The 16,888-nt window shown below is 67.8% G+C and carries 14 protein-coding genes, 2 pseudogenes and 1 riboswitch; of the genes and pseudogenes, 10 read left to right on the forward strand and 6 right to left on the reverse strand.

Features of this window, described 5'->3' with window-relative positions:
• Window positions 1-133 precede the first annotated feature (133 nt).
• Together I73_RS30025 and I73_RS30030 are read left to right on the forward strand one after the other, a co-directional pair.
• Window positions 134-853 carry a CerR family C-terminal domain-containing protein gene (locus I73_RS30025; protein WP_022982725.1) on the forward strand — a complete coding sequence of 240 codons (720 nt, stop codon included), beginning with the start codon at window positions 134-136 and terminating at the stop codon, window positions 851-853.
• An 80-nt stretch (window positions 854-933) separates the two neighbouring features.
• Window positions 934-1,036, forward strand: a riboswitch (glycine riboswitch).
• A 166-nt stretch (window positions 1,037-1,202) separates the two neighbouring features.
• Complete coding sequence (locus I73_RS30030; RefSeq protein WP_022982726.1) at window positions 1,203-2,435, forward strand: D-amino acid dehydrogenase; 1,233 nt, start codon at window positions 1,203-1,205, stop codon at window positions 2,433-2,435.
• A gap of 45 nt (window positions 2,436-2,480) precedes the next feature.
• Here the strand turns inward: I73_RS30030 and I73_RS22750 are convergent, their stop codons facing one another.
• Window positions 2,481-3,395 carry a LysR family transcriptional regulator gene (locus tag I73_RS22750; protein WP_022982727.1) on the reverse strand — a complete coding sequence of 305 codons (915 nt, stop codon included), beginning with the start codon at window positions 3,393-3,395 and terminating at the stop codon, window positions 2,481-2,483.
• Between the two features lie 158 nt (window positions 3,396-3,553).
• Between I73_RS22750 and I73_RS22755 the strand changes: the two genes are divergently transcribed.
• The 4 genes from I73_RS22755 to I73_RS22770 all read left to right on the forward strand — a co-directional run bounded on the left by I73_RS22755 (window position 3,554) and on the right by I73_RS22770 (window position 8,697).
• Window positions 3,554-4,477 (forward strand): pyridoxal-phosphate dependent enzyme, encoded by a 924-nt coding sequence (locus tag I73_RS22755; RefSeq protein WP_026097099.1) that lies wholly within the window; start codon window positions 3,554-3,556, stop codon window positions 4,475-4,477.
• A 133-nt stretch (window positions 4,478-4,610) separates the two neighbouring features.
• The gene (gene dbpA, locus I73_RS22760) at window positions 4,611-6,026 is read left to right on the forward strand and encodes an ATP-dependent RNA helicase DbpA (protein ID WP_022982729.1); all 1,416 of its coding nucleotides are present in this window, start codon (window positions 4,611-4,613) and stop codon (window positions 6,024-6,026) included.
• Between the two features lie 11 nt (window positions 6,027-6,037).
• A complete protein-coding gene (locus I73_RS22765; RefSeq protein ID WP_051049341.1) occupies window positions 6,038-7,354 on the forward strand; it encodes a DEAD/DEAH box helicase in 1,317 nt (438 codons plus the stop codon).
• Window positions 7,355-7,470: 116 nt separating this feature from the next.
• Window positions 7,471-8,697, forward strand: coding sequence for a Fic family protein (locus I73_RS22770; protein WP_022982731.1), 1,227 nt, complete (start codon window positions 7,471-7,473; stop codon window positions 8,695-8,697).
• A 222-nt stretch (window positions 8,698-8,919) separates the two neighbouring features.
• Here the strand turns inward: I73_RS22770 and I73_RS22775 are convergent, their stop codons facing one another.
• The 4 genes from I73_RS22775 to I73_RS22790 form a co-directional block, all read right to left on the reverse strand.
• Entirely contained in the window at window positions 8,920-9,636 is a 717-nt protein-coding gene (locus tag I73_RS22775) for an MgtC/SapB family protein (RefSeq protein ID WP_022982732.1), read from the reverse strand.
• Window positions 9,637-9,677: 41 nt separating this feature from the next.
• Window positions 9,678-11,090: a bifunctional diguanylate cyclase/phosphodiesterase gene (locus I73_RS30035; RefSeq protein ID WP_148289896.1), complete on the reverse strand. Its 1,413-nt coding sequence runs from the start codon at window positions 11,088-11,090 to the stop codon at window positions 9,678-9,680.
• A gap of 841 nt (window positions 11,091-11,931) precedes the next feature.
• Window positions 11,932-12,462, reverse strand: coding sequence for a DUF695 domain-containing protein (locus I73_RS31970; RefSeq protein ID WP_083877015.1), 531 nt, complete (start codon window positions 12,460-12,462; stop codon window positions 11,932-11,934).
• A gap of 75 nt (window positions 12,463-12,537) precedes the next feature.
• The gene (locus tag I73_RS22790) at window positions 12,538-13,011 is read right to left on the reverse strand and encodes a hypothetical protein (RefSeq protein WP_148289897.1); all 474 of its coding nucleotides are present in this window, start codon (window positions 13,009-13,011) and stop codon (window positions 12,538-12,540) included.
• Between the two features lie 416 nt (window positions 13,012-13,427).
• Between I73_RS22790 and I73_RS22795 the strand changes: the two genes are divergently transcribed.
• The 4 genes and pseudogenes from I73_RS22795 to I73_RS22805 all read left to right on the forward strand — a co-directional run bounded on the left by I73_RS22795 (window position 13,428) and on the right by I73_RS22805 (window position 15,354).
• Complete coding sequence (locus tag I73_RS22795) at window positions 13,428-13,763, forward strand: Rieske 2Fe-2S domain-containing protein (protein WP_022982736.1); 336 nt, start codon at window positions 13,428-13,430, stop codon at window positions 13,761-13,763.
• Window positions 13,764-13,824: 61 nt separating this feature from the next.
• Window positions 13,825-14,721, forward strand: a complete 897-nt coding sequence (locus tag I73_RS22800; protein ID WP_148289898.1) for a hypothetical protein — start codon at window positions 13,825-13,827, stop codon at window positions 14,719-14,721.
• Window positions 14,721-14,825, forward strand: a pseudogene (locus tag I73_RS34945) (DUF2779 domain-containing protein); the annotation flags it as partial. The gene I73_RS22800 and the pseudogene I73_RS34945, both read left to right, overlap by 1 nt.
• 13 nt (window positions 14,826-14,838) lie before the next feature.
• The gene (locus I73_RS22805) at window positions 14,839-15,354 is read left to right on the forward strand and encodes a DUF2779 domain-containing protein (RefSeq protein ID WP_022982738.1); all 516 of its coding nucleotides are present in this window, start codon (window positions 14,839-14,841) and stop codon (window positions 15,352-15,354) included.
• A gap of 212 nt (window positions 15,355-15,566) precedes the next feature.
• On the opposite strand, the pseudogene I73_RS30040 reads toward I73_RS22805, so the two are convergent.
• A pseudogene (locus I73_RS30040) lies at window positions 15,567-16,888 on the reverse strand (cobyric acid synthase); the annotation flags it as partial.

Consider the following 16,888-nt stretch of genomic DNA (forward strand, 5'->3'; position numbering starts at 1 on the left):
GGCCCGTTCGGGCTGGCAGCAGGCTGGGATGACATGACGGGGCCGAGCGTCGTTTTTGAATTATTCCGGTCGATATCTTTTTCCATTTGGAATATTTCTGTCAAGTGATATATTTTTGGCTGCCCACCCGACCATGACTGAACGCGCCCCCCGCCCGCCCCGCCACCGCACCGACGCGGGCTATGCCCGTGGCGAGGAGACCCGCCGCCGCATCATCGAAGTGGCCCTGCGCCTGTTCGGCGAACGGGGCTTCGAAGGCGCCTCCACCCGTGAGATCGCCAAGGCCGCGGGCGTCAACGCACCGGCCCTGCAGTACTACTTCGACAACAAGGAAGGCGTGTACCGCGCCTGTGCGCAGTACATCGCCGACAGCTCGGCCGCGCATTTCGGGCCGGTGGTAGACCGGGGCCTGGCCATCCTGGAGGACCCGGCGGCCACGCCGGACCAGCTCTTCGAGGCCTTCGGCGAGCTGCTGGACGCGCTGGCCGAATTCCAGCTGCTGCCCGACGATGCGGAGCACCGCCGCCTCTTCCTGGCGCACGAACAGGTCGGCCACCAGGGCCCCAGCGTGCTGTTCGAACTGCTGGACCAGGGCCTGCGCCCGCGCATGGGCGAGATGTCCGCCCGCCTGGTCGCCCGCTACTGCGGCGTGCCGGCCGACGACCCGCTGCTGCCGATGCGGGTGATGATGCTGTGCGGCCAGGTGATGATCTTCTCGTTGGGCCGGCGTTCGCTGCTGGCCAAGCTGCGCTGGGACCGCTTCGGCCCCGAACAGTTGACCACCATCAAGCAGGCCGCCCGCCAGCACAGCCGGCTGTTGATGGACGCCTGGCGGGCCGAAGCACAGGGCTGAACGCCGGCTTTTGCTCGACAAGCCCTGCCCGCCTCAAGCACAATCGCGCCTCAACGCAATCGACCGGCCCCTGGCCGGACGACGCGGGATCGGGAGAGTCCGCACCTGGCCACCACGGCTCGGGTCGGCGCCGAAGGAGCAACCACCCCGGAAACTCTCAGGCTCATGGACCGGTCCCACGAAGCAACTCTGAAGAGCGTTCGGCGCACACGTCCGCCGGCTGCACCGAAGGAGCAAGCGTTGCCGGCCCATGGCCCGGCGGCGTGAATCTCTCAGGTTCCGAACAGAGGGGGTGTCTGGTGCACACAGCCGTGCACCGGTCCCCACCCCTCGACGTCGGAGTCCTGTCATGCGCCAAGCCCATCTCGCCGTCCTCGGAGGCGGCATCACCGGTGTGACCACCGCCTACGCGCTGTCCCTGCGCGGTTTTGCCGTCACGCTGTACGAACGCCACCGCTATGCGGCGATGGAAACCTCCTTCGCCAACGGCGGCCAGCTCTCGGCCTCCAACGCCGAGGTCTGGAACCTGCCGGCCACCGTGCTCAAGGGCCTGAAGTGGATGCTGCGGGCCGATGCACCGCTGCTGGTGTCGCCCACGCCCGGCTGGCACAAGCTCTCGTGGTTTGCCGAGTTCATCGCCGCCATGCCGCAGTACGAGCGCAACACCATCGAAACGGCCCGCCTGGCCATTGCCGCGCGCCAGCACCTGTTCGCCTGGGCCGAGGCCGAGGGCATAGCCTTCGACCACAAGCGCGAAGGCATCCTGCACATCTACCGCGACAAGGCCGGCTTCGACCACGCCGCCAAGGTCACCGCGCTGCTGGCCCGCGGCGGGCTGGACCGCCGGGCCGTCACGCCCGAGGAAATCAAGTCCATCGAGCCCACACTGGCCGGCCGGTACCACGGCGGCTTCTACACGCCCAGCGACAGCACCGGCGACATCCACCGCTTCACCTTCGGCCTGGCCCAGGCGGCCCAGCGCCGCGGCGTGGAATGCCTGTACGAGCAGCAGGTCAGCCAGCTGCGGCCCGAGGCCGGCGGCGGTGTCACCATCAGCGCCACCGGCCCCGAGGGCGAGCCCAGCCAGCGCCGCTTCGACGGCGTGGTGGTGTGCGCCGGTGTGGCCAGCCGCGGCTTCGCGGCCCAGCTGGGCGACCGGGTGAACGTCTACCCGGTCAAGGGCTACTCCATCACCGTGCACCTGGACGACGAGGCCAGCCGCGCGGCCGCCCCCAACGTCAGCCTGCTGGACGACGAGACCAAGCTGGTCAGCAGCCGCCTGGGGCCGGACCGCTTCCGCGTGGCCGGCACGGCCGAGTTCGCGGGCGAGAACCGCAACATCCGCGCCGACCGCATCCGGCCGCTGGTCGACTGGGTGCGCCAGTGCTTCCCCGGCGTGGACACGCGCCGCGTGGTGCCCTGGGCCGGCCTGCGGCCGATGATGCCCAACATGATGCCGAAGGTGGGCAAGGGCCGCGCACCCGGCGTGTTCTACAACACCGGGCACGGCCACCTGGGCTGGACGCTGTCGGCCGTGACCGCCGACATGGTGGCGGCCAACGTCGCCTCGGCCTTGGGCTGAAACGGTTGACGCAGCCGATCCCGCGTGATCGGGCGGCTGCGGTCCCTATCCCGCGGTGCCAGCTTCTGCCACAGCGGCTTTGAGCAAGGCCATGAAGCGCTGCATGACGGGCGTCACCCGGTCGGGGTCGTACACCCACTCCACCGGAAAGCGCTGACCGACTTCCGCCAGACTCACCAGGCGGATGCTGGGCGGACAGGTGGACGCCATGCTGCTGGGCACGAAGGTGCAGCCCACGCCGGCCGCCACCAGCCCCATCAAGGTGGCCATGTCGCTGCCAGTCTGCTGCACCTGGGGCGTGAACCCGGCCGCCTGGCATTGCGTCGTCAGAAAGCGGTGCTGGGCGGGCGAGCGAATCGGGTCGCACCAGACGAATGGCGTCCCCGCCAAGTCAGCCAGCTTGCGGGGCGGGCGAACCGGCGCCGTGCCCGAAGACGGCATGGCCAACACGAAACGCTCCTTCAGCAGCAGCATGTGGCTCAGGTGCGGCGCCTCCGCCTGCCGCCAGGCCATGATGCCGCCGTCGATCTGGCCCTGCGCAATGGCGGCAGCCTGCTCGACAGACAACATCGGCTCCACCGACAGGCTGACCCGCGGAAGCTCGGCCCGGAAGCGCTGCAGCGCGCCCGCCAGGGCTGGCAGAACCAGGTAATTGGGCAGCGCCCCCACCCGCAACACACCCAGCTCGCCCCGCGATGCGCGCAGCGCCCGGTCCTGGCTTTGCGCCAGCCCCTGCAGCATCCGGCGCGCATCACTCAGGAAGGACTGCCCGGCCGCAGTCACTTCCACGCCCTTGCTGGTGCGCCGCAGAAGGGGCGTGCCGATGGCTTCCTCGAGTTCGTGAATCTGCCGGGAAAGCGCCGGTTGAACGATGCCGACCACGCGGGCCCCCGCCTGCACGCTGCCCGCCTCGGCCACAGCGACGAAGTAGCGAAGGTGGCGGAATTGGATGTTGCGCATGGCGTGCAGGTCTTGCGTCTGGGTGCGTTCTCGTCGTGCGTTTGTGATGCCTGACAGGCATCACGTGGCGACTTTCATAGCATTGGCCAGCATACCCTGAGCGGCCTACGATGCCCTTTGCCGAGTCCCTCCACGCCCTGACGTCCTGCCTGCCCGCCATGCCATTGCACATCCGCACGCCCTATCTGCGTTCATCGCCCCTGTCTCAGCATCAGGATGTGTGGTTGAAGCTGGAAGCCCTGCAGCCCTGCGGCTCCTTCAAACTGCGCGGTGTGGGCGCCTTGTGCGAAGCCCGCCTGGCCCAGGGGGCACGGGGCTTCATCTCGTCCTCAGGAGGCAACGCCGGCATTGCTGCCGCCTATGCAGGCCGCGCCCTGGGCGTGCCGGTGCGGGTGGTGGTGCCAGAGACCACCTCGGCCCGGGCCCGTCAGATCATTCTGGACACCGGCGCCCAGTTGACGGTGCACGGCCGCCACTGGGCCGAGGCCCACGCACGGGCCGAAGAACTGACCGGGCCGCAAGACGCCTTCGTGCATCCCTTCGATGACCCCCTGCTCTGGCAGGGCCACGCCAGCCTGGTAGACGAGATGGCCGGACAGGGCCCCCAACCGGACGTGGTGCTGCTGTCCGTCGGCGGGGGCGGCCTCTTGTGCGGTGTGCTGGAGGGCCTGTGGCGCAACGGCTGGTCCGACGTCCCCGTCCTGGCGGTCGAGACCGCCGGCGCCGACAGCTTCGCCGCATCGCTGAAGGCAGGCCATCCGGTGGCCCTGCCCCAGATCACCAGCATCGCCACCACCTTAGGAGCCCAACAACCCTGCGATGAGGCGGTGCGCCGGGCACAGCGCCATCCGGTGCAGTCCCTGGTGGTGAGCGACGCCCAGGCCGTCGCTGCAGCGGTTCGGTTCATGGACGAGCACCGGTTGGTGGTGGAGCCCGCTTGCGGTGCCGCCCTGGCCGCGCTGGCCAAGGGCCACCCCTTGCTGGATGCGGCGCGGTCCATCGCGGTCGTGGTTTGCGGCGGTGTGACCACGCCCGACACCGAGCTGCGGGCGCTGCACACCCGCCTGTCGGCCGCAGGCTGAGCAAGCCCGCGCGGGCCGAACCAACACCCATCGGCCGGCCCAAACAGCGGCTTTGTCCCTCCCACCGGGGCAGACCGTGGCAAGGTGCCGCGCGCCAGCCACCGTCCCGCGAGAGTTCAATGGACAATCGCGCATGACCCGCACCGACACGACCGGCGCTCCCGCGCCCGCCGCCGCCTCCTTCGCCAGCCTGCCCCTGCCCCCGGCCATGCAGGCCAATCTGCAGCAACTGGGCTACCTGGCGATGACGCCCATCCAGGCGGCCAGCCTGCCGCTGGCCCTGGCCGGCGCCGACCTGATCGCCCAGGCCAAGACCGGCAGCGGCAAGACCGCCGCCTTCACCCTGCCCCTGCTGGCCAACCTGAACCCGCGCCGCTTTGCCGTGCAGGCCCTGGTGCTGTGCCCCACCCGCGAGCTGGCCGAACAGGTCACGCAGGAGATCCGCCGCCTGGCCCGGGCCGAGGACAACATCAAGACCCTGACCCTGTGCGGCGGCGCGCCCATCCGCAACCAGCTGGCCAGCCTGGCGCACGGCGCCCACATCGTGGTGGGCACGCCCGGCCGCATCCTGGACCACCTCTCGCGCGACACGCTGGCGCTGGACGCCCTGAACACCCTGGTGCTGGACGAGGCCGACCGCATGCTGGACATGGGCTTCGCCGAGGACATCGCCCAGGTGGTGGAACGCTGCCCCAAGGCGCGCCAGACCCTGCTGTTCTCGGCCACCTACCCCGAGGGCGTGGCCAAGCTGGCCGGGCGCTTCATGCGCGACCCGAAGGAGGTGAAGCTCACCGAGCGCCACGCCGAGACCAAGATCCGCCAGCAGTTCTATGAGGTGAAGGACAGCGAGCGCCTGCACGCGGTGAGCCTGCTGCTCAAGCACTTCCGTCCGGTCAGCACCCTGGCCTTCTGCAACACCAAGCAGCAATGCCGCGACCTGGTGGCCGTGCTGCAGGCCCAGGGCTTCACCGCGCTGGAGCTGCATGGCGACCTGGACCAGCGCGAGCGTGACCAGGTGCTGGTGCGCTTTGCCAACCGCAGCTGCAGCGTGCTGGTGGCCACCGACGTGGCCGCCCGCGGCCTGGACATCGCCCAGCTCGAGGCCGTCATCAACGTGGACATCACCCCCGACCCCGAGGTGCATGTGCACCGCGTGGGCCGCACCGGCCGGGCCGATGCCGAGGGCTGGGCCTTCAGCCTGGCCAGCCTGGACGAGATGGGCAGCGTGGGCCGCATCGACGAGATGCAGGGCCGCCCCAGCGAATGGCACCCCTTGAGCGAACTGGCCGACGCCGCCGACGCCCCGCCCCTGCTGCCGCCGATGGTGACGCTGCAGATCCTGGGCGGCCGCAAGGAGAAGATACGCCCCGGCGACGTGCTGGGCGCGCTGACCAAGGACCTGGGCTTTGACGGCAAGAAGATCGGCAAGATCAACGTCAACGACTTCTCCACCTATGTGGCGGTGGACCGCAGCATCGCCGACGCCGCGCTGCGCGGACTGTCGGCCGGCAAGGTCAAGGGCCGTTCGGTGAAGGTGAGGCCGCTGTGAGCGAGTCGCCGATGAATACGCCCGTGAACACGCCCGAGGTGGCCGGCTGGGACGCCCTGGGCCTGGCGCCCCGGCTGCTGCGCGCCGTCCAGGCACTGGGCCTGGACGCTCCCACCCCCGTGCAGGCCGCGGCCATTCCGGCCGCCCTGGCCGGGCGGGACGTGCTGGCCTGCGCGCCCACCGGCTCGGGCAAGACGGCCGCCTACGCCCTGCCCCTGCTGCAGCGCCTGGCCGCCCACGCCCCCATCGGCAAGCGCCGGCCCCAGGCCCTGGTGCTGGTGCCCACCCGCGAGCTGGCCGCCCAGGTGGGCGAAACCCTGCAGGCCCTGACCGAGCACGGGCCCACCCCGGTCAAGCTCAGCGTGCTCTACGGCGGCGTGTCCATCAACCCGCAGCTGATGGCCCTGCGCGGCGGCGCCGACGTGGTGGTGGCCACCCCGGGCCGCCTGCTGGACGTGCTGGACCACAACGGCCTGCGCCTGGACGACGTCGCCACCCTGGTGCTGGACGAGGCCGACCGCCTGCTGGACAGCGGCTTTGCCGAGGAGCTGGCCCGCGTGCTGCGCGCCCTGCCGAGCAAGCGCCAGAACCTCCTGTTCTCGGCCACCTTTCCGGCCGAGGTGGACGCGCTGGCCCAGCGCCTGCTGCACGACCCGCTGCGGGTGGCGCTGGCCCACCAGGCCGCCGGCAGCCTCACTGATGCGGCTGCCGATGCCGACGAGGCCGGAGAAGCGGTCGAGCGCCGCCTGACCGAACGCGCCATCGAGGTGGACAGCACCCGCCGCACCCCGCTGCTGCGCCACCTGATCGACCAGGAAGGCTGGCCGCGGGTGATGGTCTTCGTCGCCACCCGCTACGCCTGCGACCACGTGGCCGACAAGCTGCGCCGCGCCGGCCTGACGGCCGAAGCCTTCCACGGCGACGCCAGCCAGGGCGCCCGCACGCGTCTGCTGGCCGCCTTCAAGGCGGGTGAGCTGCAGGTGCTGGTGGCCACCGACCTGGGTGCACGCGGCATCGACATTGCTCAGCTGCCGGTGGTGGTGAACTACGACCTGCCCCGCGCTGCGGCCGACTACGTGCACCGCATCGGCCGCACCGCCCGCGCCGGTGCCAGCGGCCTGGCCATCAGCTTCATCAGCCCCGCCACGGAAGCCCACTTCCGTCTGATCGAAAAGCGCCAGGGCCGGCGCGTGCCGCGCGAGCGCATCACCGGCTTCGACGTGACCGAGACCGCCCCAGCCGGCGCCGCCACCGGCGGCATCAAGGGCAAGCGGCCGAGCAAGAAGGACAAGCTGCGGGCGGCCGCGTCGAGCTCATCGGGTCACTGATCGGCAGCCGAAATTCCATCGGAATCTGGATCCGCAGTTGATCCCGCAAGAGAGCAATGAATGTTTTTTAAAATCATCCACTTGCGTATTCTTTTGTAATACGCAAAATGCTGCGAATGTACGATCACCCTTCGCAGATGGAACCCCTGCTGCCCCGCGACGGGCAGGCAGACGAGGTGCTGGGGCTGGCACACGACCTCCGCACCGAGGCGGCCCGCCTGACGGGCGCCTGCCAGAACGGGGTCAGCCAGGAATTGGCCCGGCTGCTGCGGTCAATGAACTCGTACTACTCCAACAAGATCGAGGGCGAGCACACCCGCCCGCTGGAGATCGAGCAGGCCCTGTCCCAGGACTTCTCCAGCGACGCTGAAAAAGCCCGCCTCCAGCGTCTGGCGCTGGCCCACATCGCCACCGAACAATGGATCCAGGAGGAACCCATCGACGTGGCCCAAGCCTATGCGCCGGATTTCCTCTGCCGTATCCACCGCCATCTGTTCGGCCAACTCAGCGATGCCGACCGGATCGTCCGCCTGCACGACCCGCAGGGCGTGGTGAGCGAAGCGCTGGTGGTGACGCCGGGTGAAATCCGCCACCGCGAGGTCCGCATCAAGAACCACGTCGCCCCGGCTGCCTCGGTTCTGCCCGACCTGCTGGCCCGCTGGTCCACGGTGTATGGGCAAGCCCGGCGTGGCGAGTTGCAGATCGTCGCTGCCGCCGCGGCCCACCACCGCCTGGTCTGGATCCACCCTTTCGCCGATGGCAACGGGCGCACAGCCCGTCTGCACAGCCTGGCCGTGCTGGGCGCGCTGGAACTCACCGGCGGGCTGTGGTCGCCTCTGCGGGGCCTGGCCCGCCAGGCCGAGCGCTACAGCGAAGCCCTGGGCAACGCCGACATGCCACGCATGGGCGACCTGGACGGTCGAGGCCAGCTCAGCGAGCGCATGTTGCTGGCCTGGATCGCGTTCTTCATCGGCATCTGCCTGGACCAGGTGCGCTTCATGTCGCGCATGCTGAACCTGCGCGACATGCAGGACCGCCTCAGTGCCCTGCTGGCGCACGAGGAGCATGTCGTCAAACGCGGGCTGCGCAAGGAGGCCCTGCGTCCGTTGCACTACCTTTTTGCCACGCAAGGCGAGGTCTCCCGCGGAGACTTCGCCAGCATGAGCGGCCTGGGCGAGCGCACCGCCACCACCCTGATCGGCAAGCTGCTGGACGCGGGCCTGCTGCGCTCGGATTCGCCCCGCGGGCCGGTGCGCTTCGGCATCCCGATGGATGCCCTGCGTTTTCTCTTTCCTGCCCTCTGGCCGGAGGCGGAAGCCGATGCGGCCACCGCCAGGCCTTAGCCTGCCAACCGTCAAAGCCGCTGGCGCGGCTTTTGCTGCTCGCGCGAAGGTGAAGCCCTGCCTTTGAGAGGCCCTCGCGGGTCAACAACTCGCAGCTCAACGGCCACACCCTGACCTGCACCGTGCACGGCTGGGTGTTTGACGGCCACAATGGTGAAGTGGCGGTGACCGCTGCGAGGTGGACCTGCCCGCCAAGTGCGAAGGGTTCCGCGCACCGGCTGGTCAATCGCTGGTCGAGGCGCTCCAGAACACCTGGGTCATGCAATCCAGCCCGGACAGCTGGGCCACCAGGGTGTCCAGTTGATCGCCATCGACCGAGGTGGCCGCCAGAATGGCCTCGATCTCCACCGCATCGGTGCCGAAGGCATGCATGTTCAGGTCGCGCAGCGGGTATTCCGCCGTCTCCAGGGCGTCCTCCAGCACCTGCAGAGCTTCACGCTGACGTCCCTTGACGGCGATGACATGCACGGTGTTCGTCACCTCCACGGAGGGGGTGTCCATCGGCTGACGGTTGATGCGATCGACCAGGGGCCGCAGCAGCGTGTTCGCCGCCAGCACCGCGGCCGTGGCCAGCAGGGCCTCGATCAGCAGATCGGCCCCCGCACAGGCACCCACCGCCGCCGAGCCCCACAGAGTGGCCGCAGTGTTGAGGCCACGCACATTGCCTTCCTCGCGCATGATGACCCCCGCACCCAGGAAGCCGATGCCCGACACCACATAGGCCACCACGTGCAGGGCACCGTCGTGCCCGCCCAGGCGGTTGGCCATGTCCACAAAGATGGCCGCACCCACGGCCACCAGCACATTGGTGCGTAAGCCGGCGGTGCGCTGCCTGTGCTGGCGCTCCAGCCCGATCGCTCCACCCAGCAAGAAGGCAGCCGTCAGGCTCAGTGCCGTGTCGGCAGCGGACACGAGGTCGATGTTGTCAATGGCTTGCATGTCAGAAGTTCCACGGCCTGCCCCGGCAAGGGCGCCGCACTCTACCCGAACAAGGTTTCGAATTGATGCAAGCTCAGCGGGCGGCCAAACAGATAGCCCTGGAACTGCGGGCAGCCCATGCCGCGGAGCATGGCCCGCTGGGCCTCGTCCTCGATCCCCTCGGCCAGGGCGGTCATCTGCATCACGCTGGCAATTTCCAGGATCTTCACCAGCAGTTGCTTGCCGGACTCGCTGCGGCTGGCGTCATGCACGAACTGCTTGTCGATCTTGATCTTGCTGAGCGGAAGGGACCGAAGCACCGACAGGGAAGAAAAACCCGTCCCGAAATCATCCAGGGCCCACTCCACGCCTTGGGAACGGATGTTCTCCATGGTCGACCGCACGGTGCCCAAATCGTTCGCCAAGGCGGATTCCGTGAGCTCCAACATCAGCCGCTGCGGGTTCGCGCCCGTCTGCGCCAGCGTCTCCCTGACAACCGCGTTGAAATCTCCACCCGAGAGCTGATGGGCGCTGACATTCACCGAGATTCGGACCCGGGAGAGTTGGGGGTCGTTCTCCCAGGCCTTGAGCTGCCGGCAGGATTCGGCCAGCATCCAGTTGCCCAAGTCATCGATGAGACCCGTCTCTTCCGCCAGGGGAATGAACTTCTCGGGCGTCAGCAATCCCCGCTCCGGGTGTTGCCAGCGCACCAGGGCCTCTGCGCCGAAGATCTGCCCATCGGCATTCACCTGGGGCTGGTAAAAGACCCGGAGTTGGTTGTCCGAAATGGCCATGCCCAAGTCCTTGGCCAGGGGGATTCGGGACATCAAATCCTTGCGGTAAATGCCCAGGATGGTCCCCAGCAAAGCCGTGGCCGTGGCCACATTGGCTGCGGCGCCGACCTGCCGGACCGAGGCCGGGGGGCTCAGGGCGGGATCCACCCCGCTGGGACCCGCGAATGCGAACCACCCGAAAGCCAGCAGGCACAGCACCTGAAAGCCATTGCCCATGTAGCGCCGCTCGGCCCCGAACACAAAGGAGGAGCCCACCGCCAGGGGCAGAAAGAACAGATGAACCGACCTGGGGACTTCCGCGCTGGGGGAATCGATGAGCGCCATCAGCGTCACGATCAGGAACAGACCATGGGCCACCACGGGGCCCCGCCGCAGATCCGCCTGCCGAACCATGCGTATGCAGGCCAGGCCGATGGCCGACAAAGCAACGAACAGCGCGGACAGCTCGTATCGCCCCATGAAGGCGTAATAGGCGCACCAGACGCAGCCCAGCAGGAGGCAGTTGATGCCACTGACCCGGACGATCTTGAAAACCTTGACGGCCTTGTCGCTGTTGGGAAACTTGCGCAGCAGCCACCCATCCTGCCCCGGTGCGGCAGGCTGAACCTTCACCATCTCCCATCCCCCCAACGATGCGGACCACCCGAAAAGACCGGCAAGCACACCGAGGTTGTGGAGCAACCTGTTGATCCCGGGGCGGGCATTGTCAATTCAACAACCTCCGGCTTCATTCACGTGCGGTGGCAATGCCGACGCAGATGCGCAGTAGTTCACGGGTTTTGAAGTGCTCAGGCGAAGGCTTGTTGCCAATGAGCACCACAGACAGGAGCCTCAGGCTTTATACCCTCCTCAGCCGGCATGGCCCGTCCGAAAAGCCCCGGATTGCCCCCGCAGATGACGCTACAAGACCGCGGGAGACTCAGCCCGCAAGCACGCCGCAGCGCCCCCCCGGTCGAGGCCGGAGCCGAAACACCGTTGAATCAACGACAAGTCTCTGTTGAGGGGCTATGAATCAGCTGGCTCACGAACAAAGACCATGCCGATGAACTGGGCTCTCCCTTTGACAGAGCGATACCGCATGTGCGGAGCCCACATAAGCACATAGCCCGTGGCAAAAGCAAGATCACGAGAGCATCCGGGACGAAGAACCCAACGGCGCCTGGAGACGAACCCTGGTTTGAACCAGTCCTTGACCAGATGTTCCACGCGCCGGGGCGGGCCGCAAGGGCCAAACTCTGCATAACCCCCTTTTGAATCGGGGAAGCGCGGGGCGCCACCACGTGAGTAACGCACGCCAACAGCGCGCTGGAACTGCGTTGGCGTTTCGCAGCCGGCTCGATCTTCGCGATGAACGCTCGAATGCGCCAGGACTCTTGGACACGATGTCAGCCAGAGGCCATACCTTCGATTCCGCTGATTACTCAACATCAGAACGTATCAATAGGAAAATTCGGCGCACCGAGAGCCATGGCTCTGCGGCGAATTTTCCTGGCCAGCTCATGAGGCTCTGAGAGTAACTTCATCATTCATTGGCAGATCCGCCACCTTCCGGGAGCAACTTCATACTTTGCCAATACTTCCACTCGGAATCCTTTTGAAAAGACAGCTCGATCGGCATTAGAGGAAGGTCCTTACAGACCTCATTGAAGCGCGCCTCAAAGGTGGCGTAGTCATTGGTGTAGTAGCACCATTCTCGGACACCCGCTCCCATCAGCGTGTGAACGAGAATGCCGACTTGCGCTGCCGTAACGGCTTCCATCGCATGCTGCAAGCGATAGATTCGGTCCATTGTTTCCTGATCAGGGAACCCCTGATGCCCGTACTCCCACTCCACAACAACGGCGGTATCGTATCTGGCGCGATGATCATCTGGTTTTTGGTTTCTGAACTGCAGAACTATCGGTCCCGCATCCGTTTTCCAATCAGCCATTGTCCAGTCCGATTTCTCATCATCCACAACCGCTTGATTCGCCCCCCTTCCCCTGCCGCGATAACTCACAAAAATAACAGCCGCAGCAAGAAAAGTCGCAATAAATGTTGATGTAATGATCATTTTACGCAAACCAAATATTCATCGAGATGAACCCAAAAGCGCAGCTCACCGCACCCTATCGGCTCAAGCGATGAGTTATAAGACATGACACTCGAAGTGCCGCTGATAGACATTGAGATAATTCGAGCCAACCTGGACGCAGCTGATTTCCTTGTATGCGACCCGAACCGGTTCCTCAAGCCACTGGCCAACCCCTGTGAAGTGCTGAACGTAGGCTGCGGCAGATGTTGCCTTCAGCAGCCGCCCAATCACAAAATCCGGATCGTTTCCGCGCTCGCACTCGATGATGAGGAGCGAATAGCTCCGTGACAGCTGCTTGATGATTGAGCGCCAATTTCCAGCCTCAAAGCCCCTCCCGAAAGGAACCTTCTCGAACAATCCCTCGTGCTTGAGCAGTCGAGTCTGAAACTTGTCGGTCTTCGTCTCTCGGACCCCTGTAATGTCCGATCGACTCAGAATCATGAGGCCATCAAGACGAAAGTCATAGACGTATTGCAAAACCACCAAATCCTCGGAGGATTCCAGCACGAATCCTTGGATCTCGTTCACATCTATCTCCTTCCGGCGGATGGAAACGATGCTTCTACCAGGAACGATGGTCAACGACGGCATTGGCTACGCTCTGAATAGTGATCAACCCCATTTGCACCACCAGCCCCAATGTTCCGAACATCCCTGCGGCAGGCTTCGCCAATTGGCTGTCTCTGTTGAAATTTGTATGACTTCCGCGCACGGTATCATCAGGTAACCGGACGACAAATGACCCCGCGAAACAAGGCAGGCATTCCGCTCCGTCAATTTGAGGATGCCGGGGCCAGAGTAGGCTCAGACCACTGCGGGTGGCGCATCGACGGCAGGCCATTCGAAGCCGAAGTCGGCGCCCTGCGCACTCCCCTGCCCGTCGGCCACCCATGGCCCGCAATTTGCCTTTCCGCGTCCAAGATCAACCTCTTGGAGCCCGCGCCATGGCTTTCACCGCTGTCTGTCCCAAGGACGCCGTCGCCGAAGGCGGCATGGGCCTGTTCCAGGTGGGCAAGAAGAGTGTGTTGCTCGTCTGGCCCCAGGGCGGGGAACTCAAGGCGTACCGCGGGCGCTGCCCGCACGCCGACATGCCCCTGGCCGATGGCTGCTTCGATGGCCAGCGCGTGGTGTGTCACATCCACCAGTGGGGCTATGACGCCGGCAGCGGCAAGTGCGTGTCCCATGCCCACCCCAGCGCCCTGCACGCCTATGCGCTGCAGGTCGAGGGCGAGGACATCCTGGTGGACCTGGGACCGGTGAGGTCGACGCGCGTCAGTTGATGGCCTGGGCTGACGTCCCTGCCTCACCGGGTTCCCCTGTCGTATTTGTCTGTTTCTGCCCATGACGATGGCCGACACCGCCACGCCCCTGGACGACACTGACCTGCGCCGCTGGCGGGCCTGCACGCGCCGCTTCTGGCTGCAGCGGCACACCCCGGCCCGGCCGCACCCCGTGGCCGAGCCGCCCGAGGCCCACGTGGTCCAGGGGCCGGCCCCGGACGTGGCGCTGCGGGCGTCCTTCCCAGCCGGGAAATGGCTGCCCGCACCCAGCACGCCCGCCGACTGGGCGCATGCGCAGGAGCAGACGCACATCGCCCTGGCCGAAGCCACACCCGATGCCGAGGGCTGGGCGCTCTTCGGCGCCTGCCTGGCCAGCGACGACGGTGCGCGGGCGCGCATCGACCTCGTCACCCGCGGCCCCCATGGCTGGCGGCTGTTCAAGCTGCGCTACGCCACCGTGGGCACCGAGGCGGATGTGGACACGGTGGCGCTGTGGGCCCACGTGGCCGCCCGCTGCGGGCTGCGGGTGCAGACCGTCGGCCTGCTGCTGGTGGACACCGGCTTCATCTACCCCGGCCACGGCTGCTACGCGGGCCTGCTGCGCGAGGTGGACCTCGGGCCCTCGCTGGGTTCGCGGCCCACCGGTGACTGGCTGGCCGCCATGCAGGCCTGCCTGCGCGGTGGGCTGCCCCCAATGCCCACCGGCGCGCCCTGCACGCAGCCCCGCCCGTGTGAGCAGTTGGGCCGCTGCAACCCACCCGCGGGCCGACCCGCCCCGTGGACCCATGTCCCAGCCTGGACATCCTCGGGCGCGAACTGGCCGCCCAGCTGCGTGCCGAGGGCCACGCCGATGTGCACAGCGTGCCGCTGGACGCCCTGCCCGATGGCCGGCTGCGCCGCGCCGCCCAGGCGGTGCAGCAAGGCGCGCCGGTGGTGGCGCCCCAGGCCGCCGCGCTGATGCAGGCCCTGCCCTATCCCCGCCACTTCCTGCGCTTCGAAACCATCGGCTTTGCGGTGCCCGTGTGGGCCGGCACCCGGCCCTATCAGGTGCTGCCCTTCCAATGGATGCGACACGGTGGCCGGGCCTGGCGCGCCACCGGGGCCGCAGGGCTTTCTGGCTGGCCCCTCGGGCGACCCACGCCGCGCCTTTGCCCAGAGCCTGCTGCAGGCCCTGGGGAACGACGACGGCCCGGTGCTGGCCTACAACGCCGGCTTCGAACGCAACCGCCTGCGCGAATTGGCCGGCGAATCGGAAGACCTGTCGCCCGGACTGCTGGCGCTGGCCGAGCGCATCGTCGATCTGTTCCAGATCGCCCGTGGCCACTACTACCATCCGGCCATGGCGGGCTCCTGGTCGTTCAAGTCGGTGTTTGCGGCCTTGGCCCCCGAGCTGGGCGCCCATCGCTTCGACTGCAACGGCCTGGCCACACCGCTGGACGCCTTTGCCCGTTCACTGCAGCCGGGCCTGCCCGACGACGAACGGCAGCAGCTGCGCAGGGCCCTGCAGGCCCATGGGCAGCGGCAGACGGCAGCCCTTCGGCGCATGGTCGAGCTGTTCGAACACCCAGCTGAGGCAAGGGCCCCGTCCTGACCGCGGTGCAAGGCCTGCGGGCGCTCTGCGCGCCACGATGCAGCCCTCGGCGCTGTTCCTCAACGCTCGCGCCAGCGCTGGCCAGTACGACACCGCGTTCTGCGTCGTACAGGGGCTGGAACTGCTGGTGGGGGGCCGCGCAGCTGACGCTGCTGGCGCGCAATGTCCGCACGGGTCTGCGCTTGTCCGGGCGCCTGCGGCCTGCGCCCTCTTCAGCCTGAGCGCGGGGTCCCCGCGGCCAAGCGCCACAAGGTGTCGGCGTCCAGGTGCTCCTCCAGCACATCGGCCAGCCGGTCCAGGCTGGCCTCGCGCAGCGCGGCCAGGTCCACGGCGGCGGCGTCGCGCAGGCCGGCCCAGCGCAGCAGCGCGGCCTGCGCCTGCGGGTCGTCGAACAGGCCGTGCACATAGCTGCCCAGCACCTGACCGTCGGGGCTCAGCGCGCCATCGGGGCGCGGGGCCAGGGCCTCTTCGCCCACCGGCTGCAGCCAGGCCGCGGGCTGTTGCAGCGCCGGGCCCTGGCTGACACCCAGGTGGATCTCGTAGCCCTGCACGGCGGCGGGTGCCTCGTCTGCGCCAGAAAGGGATGCCAGCCGCCCCTGCACCCGGCGCAGTTGCTTGTCGGCCGCCAGCGTGGTCGTCATGTCCAGCAGGCCCAGGCCGGCCGCCTGGCTGCCAGCGGGGCCTTCCAGGCCCAGCGAGTCGTGCAGCGCGCGGCCCAGCATCTGAAAGCCACCGCAGATGCCGATGAGCTTGCCGCCATAGCGCAGGTGGCGGGCGATGGCCGCCTCGTGACCCTGCTCGCGCAGCCAGCGCAGGTCGGCCAGGGTGTTCTTGCTGCCGGGCAGGACGATCAAGTCGCAGGCCGGCAGCGCCTGGCCAGGGCCGACGAAGCGCAGGTCCACCTGCGGATGGGCGCGCAGGGCGTCGAAGTCGGTGTGGTTGCTGATGCGCGGGAACACCGGCACTGCCACCACCAGGCGCGGGCCGTGGGCGGCCTCGGCCTGCTGGGCGTCCACCGCGTCCTCGGCGTCCAGGTGCAGGCCGTGCAGATAGGGCAGCACCGCCAGCGTGGGCTTGGCCGTGCGCTGCTGCAGCCAGTCCAGCCCGGGCGTGAGCAGGCTCACATCGCCGCGGAAGCGGTTGATGACGAAGCCGCGCACCAGGGCCTGCTCCTCGGGCGACAGGCAGGCCAGCGTGCCGGTCAGGTGAGCGAAGACGCCGCCGCGGTCGATGTCGGCCACCAGCAGCACCGGCACCCGGTAGGGCAGCGCAAAGCCCATGTTGGCGATGTCGCGGTCGCGCAGGTTCACCTCGGCCGGGCTGCCCGCGCCTTCCACCAGCACCAGGTCGTGCGCGGCGCGCAGGCGCTCGAAGCTCTCGCGCACCGCCTCGAAGGCGATGGGCTTGTACTGGTGGTAGGCGCGGGCGTCCATGTCGCTGCGCACCCGGCCGGGGATGATGATCTGCGCACCGGTGTCGCTGCTGGGCTTTTACAGCACCGGGTTCATGTCGGTGGTGGCCGGCGCGCGGGCGG

The organism is Ideonella sp. B508-1 (assembly GCF_000333615.1).
In the GTDB taxonomy this organism is placed as follows: Bacteria; Pseudomonadota; Gammaproteobacteria; order Burkholderiales; family Burkholderiaceae_C; genus Ideonella.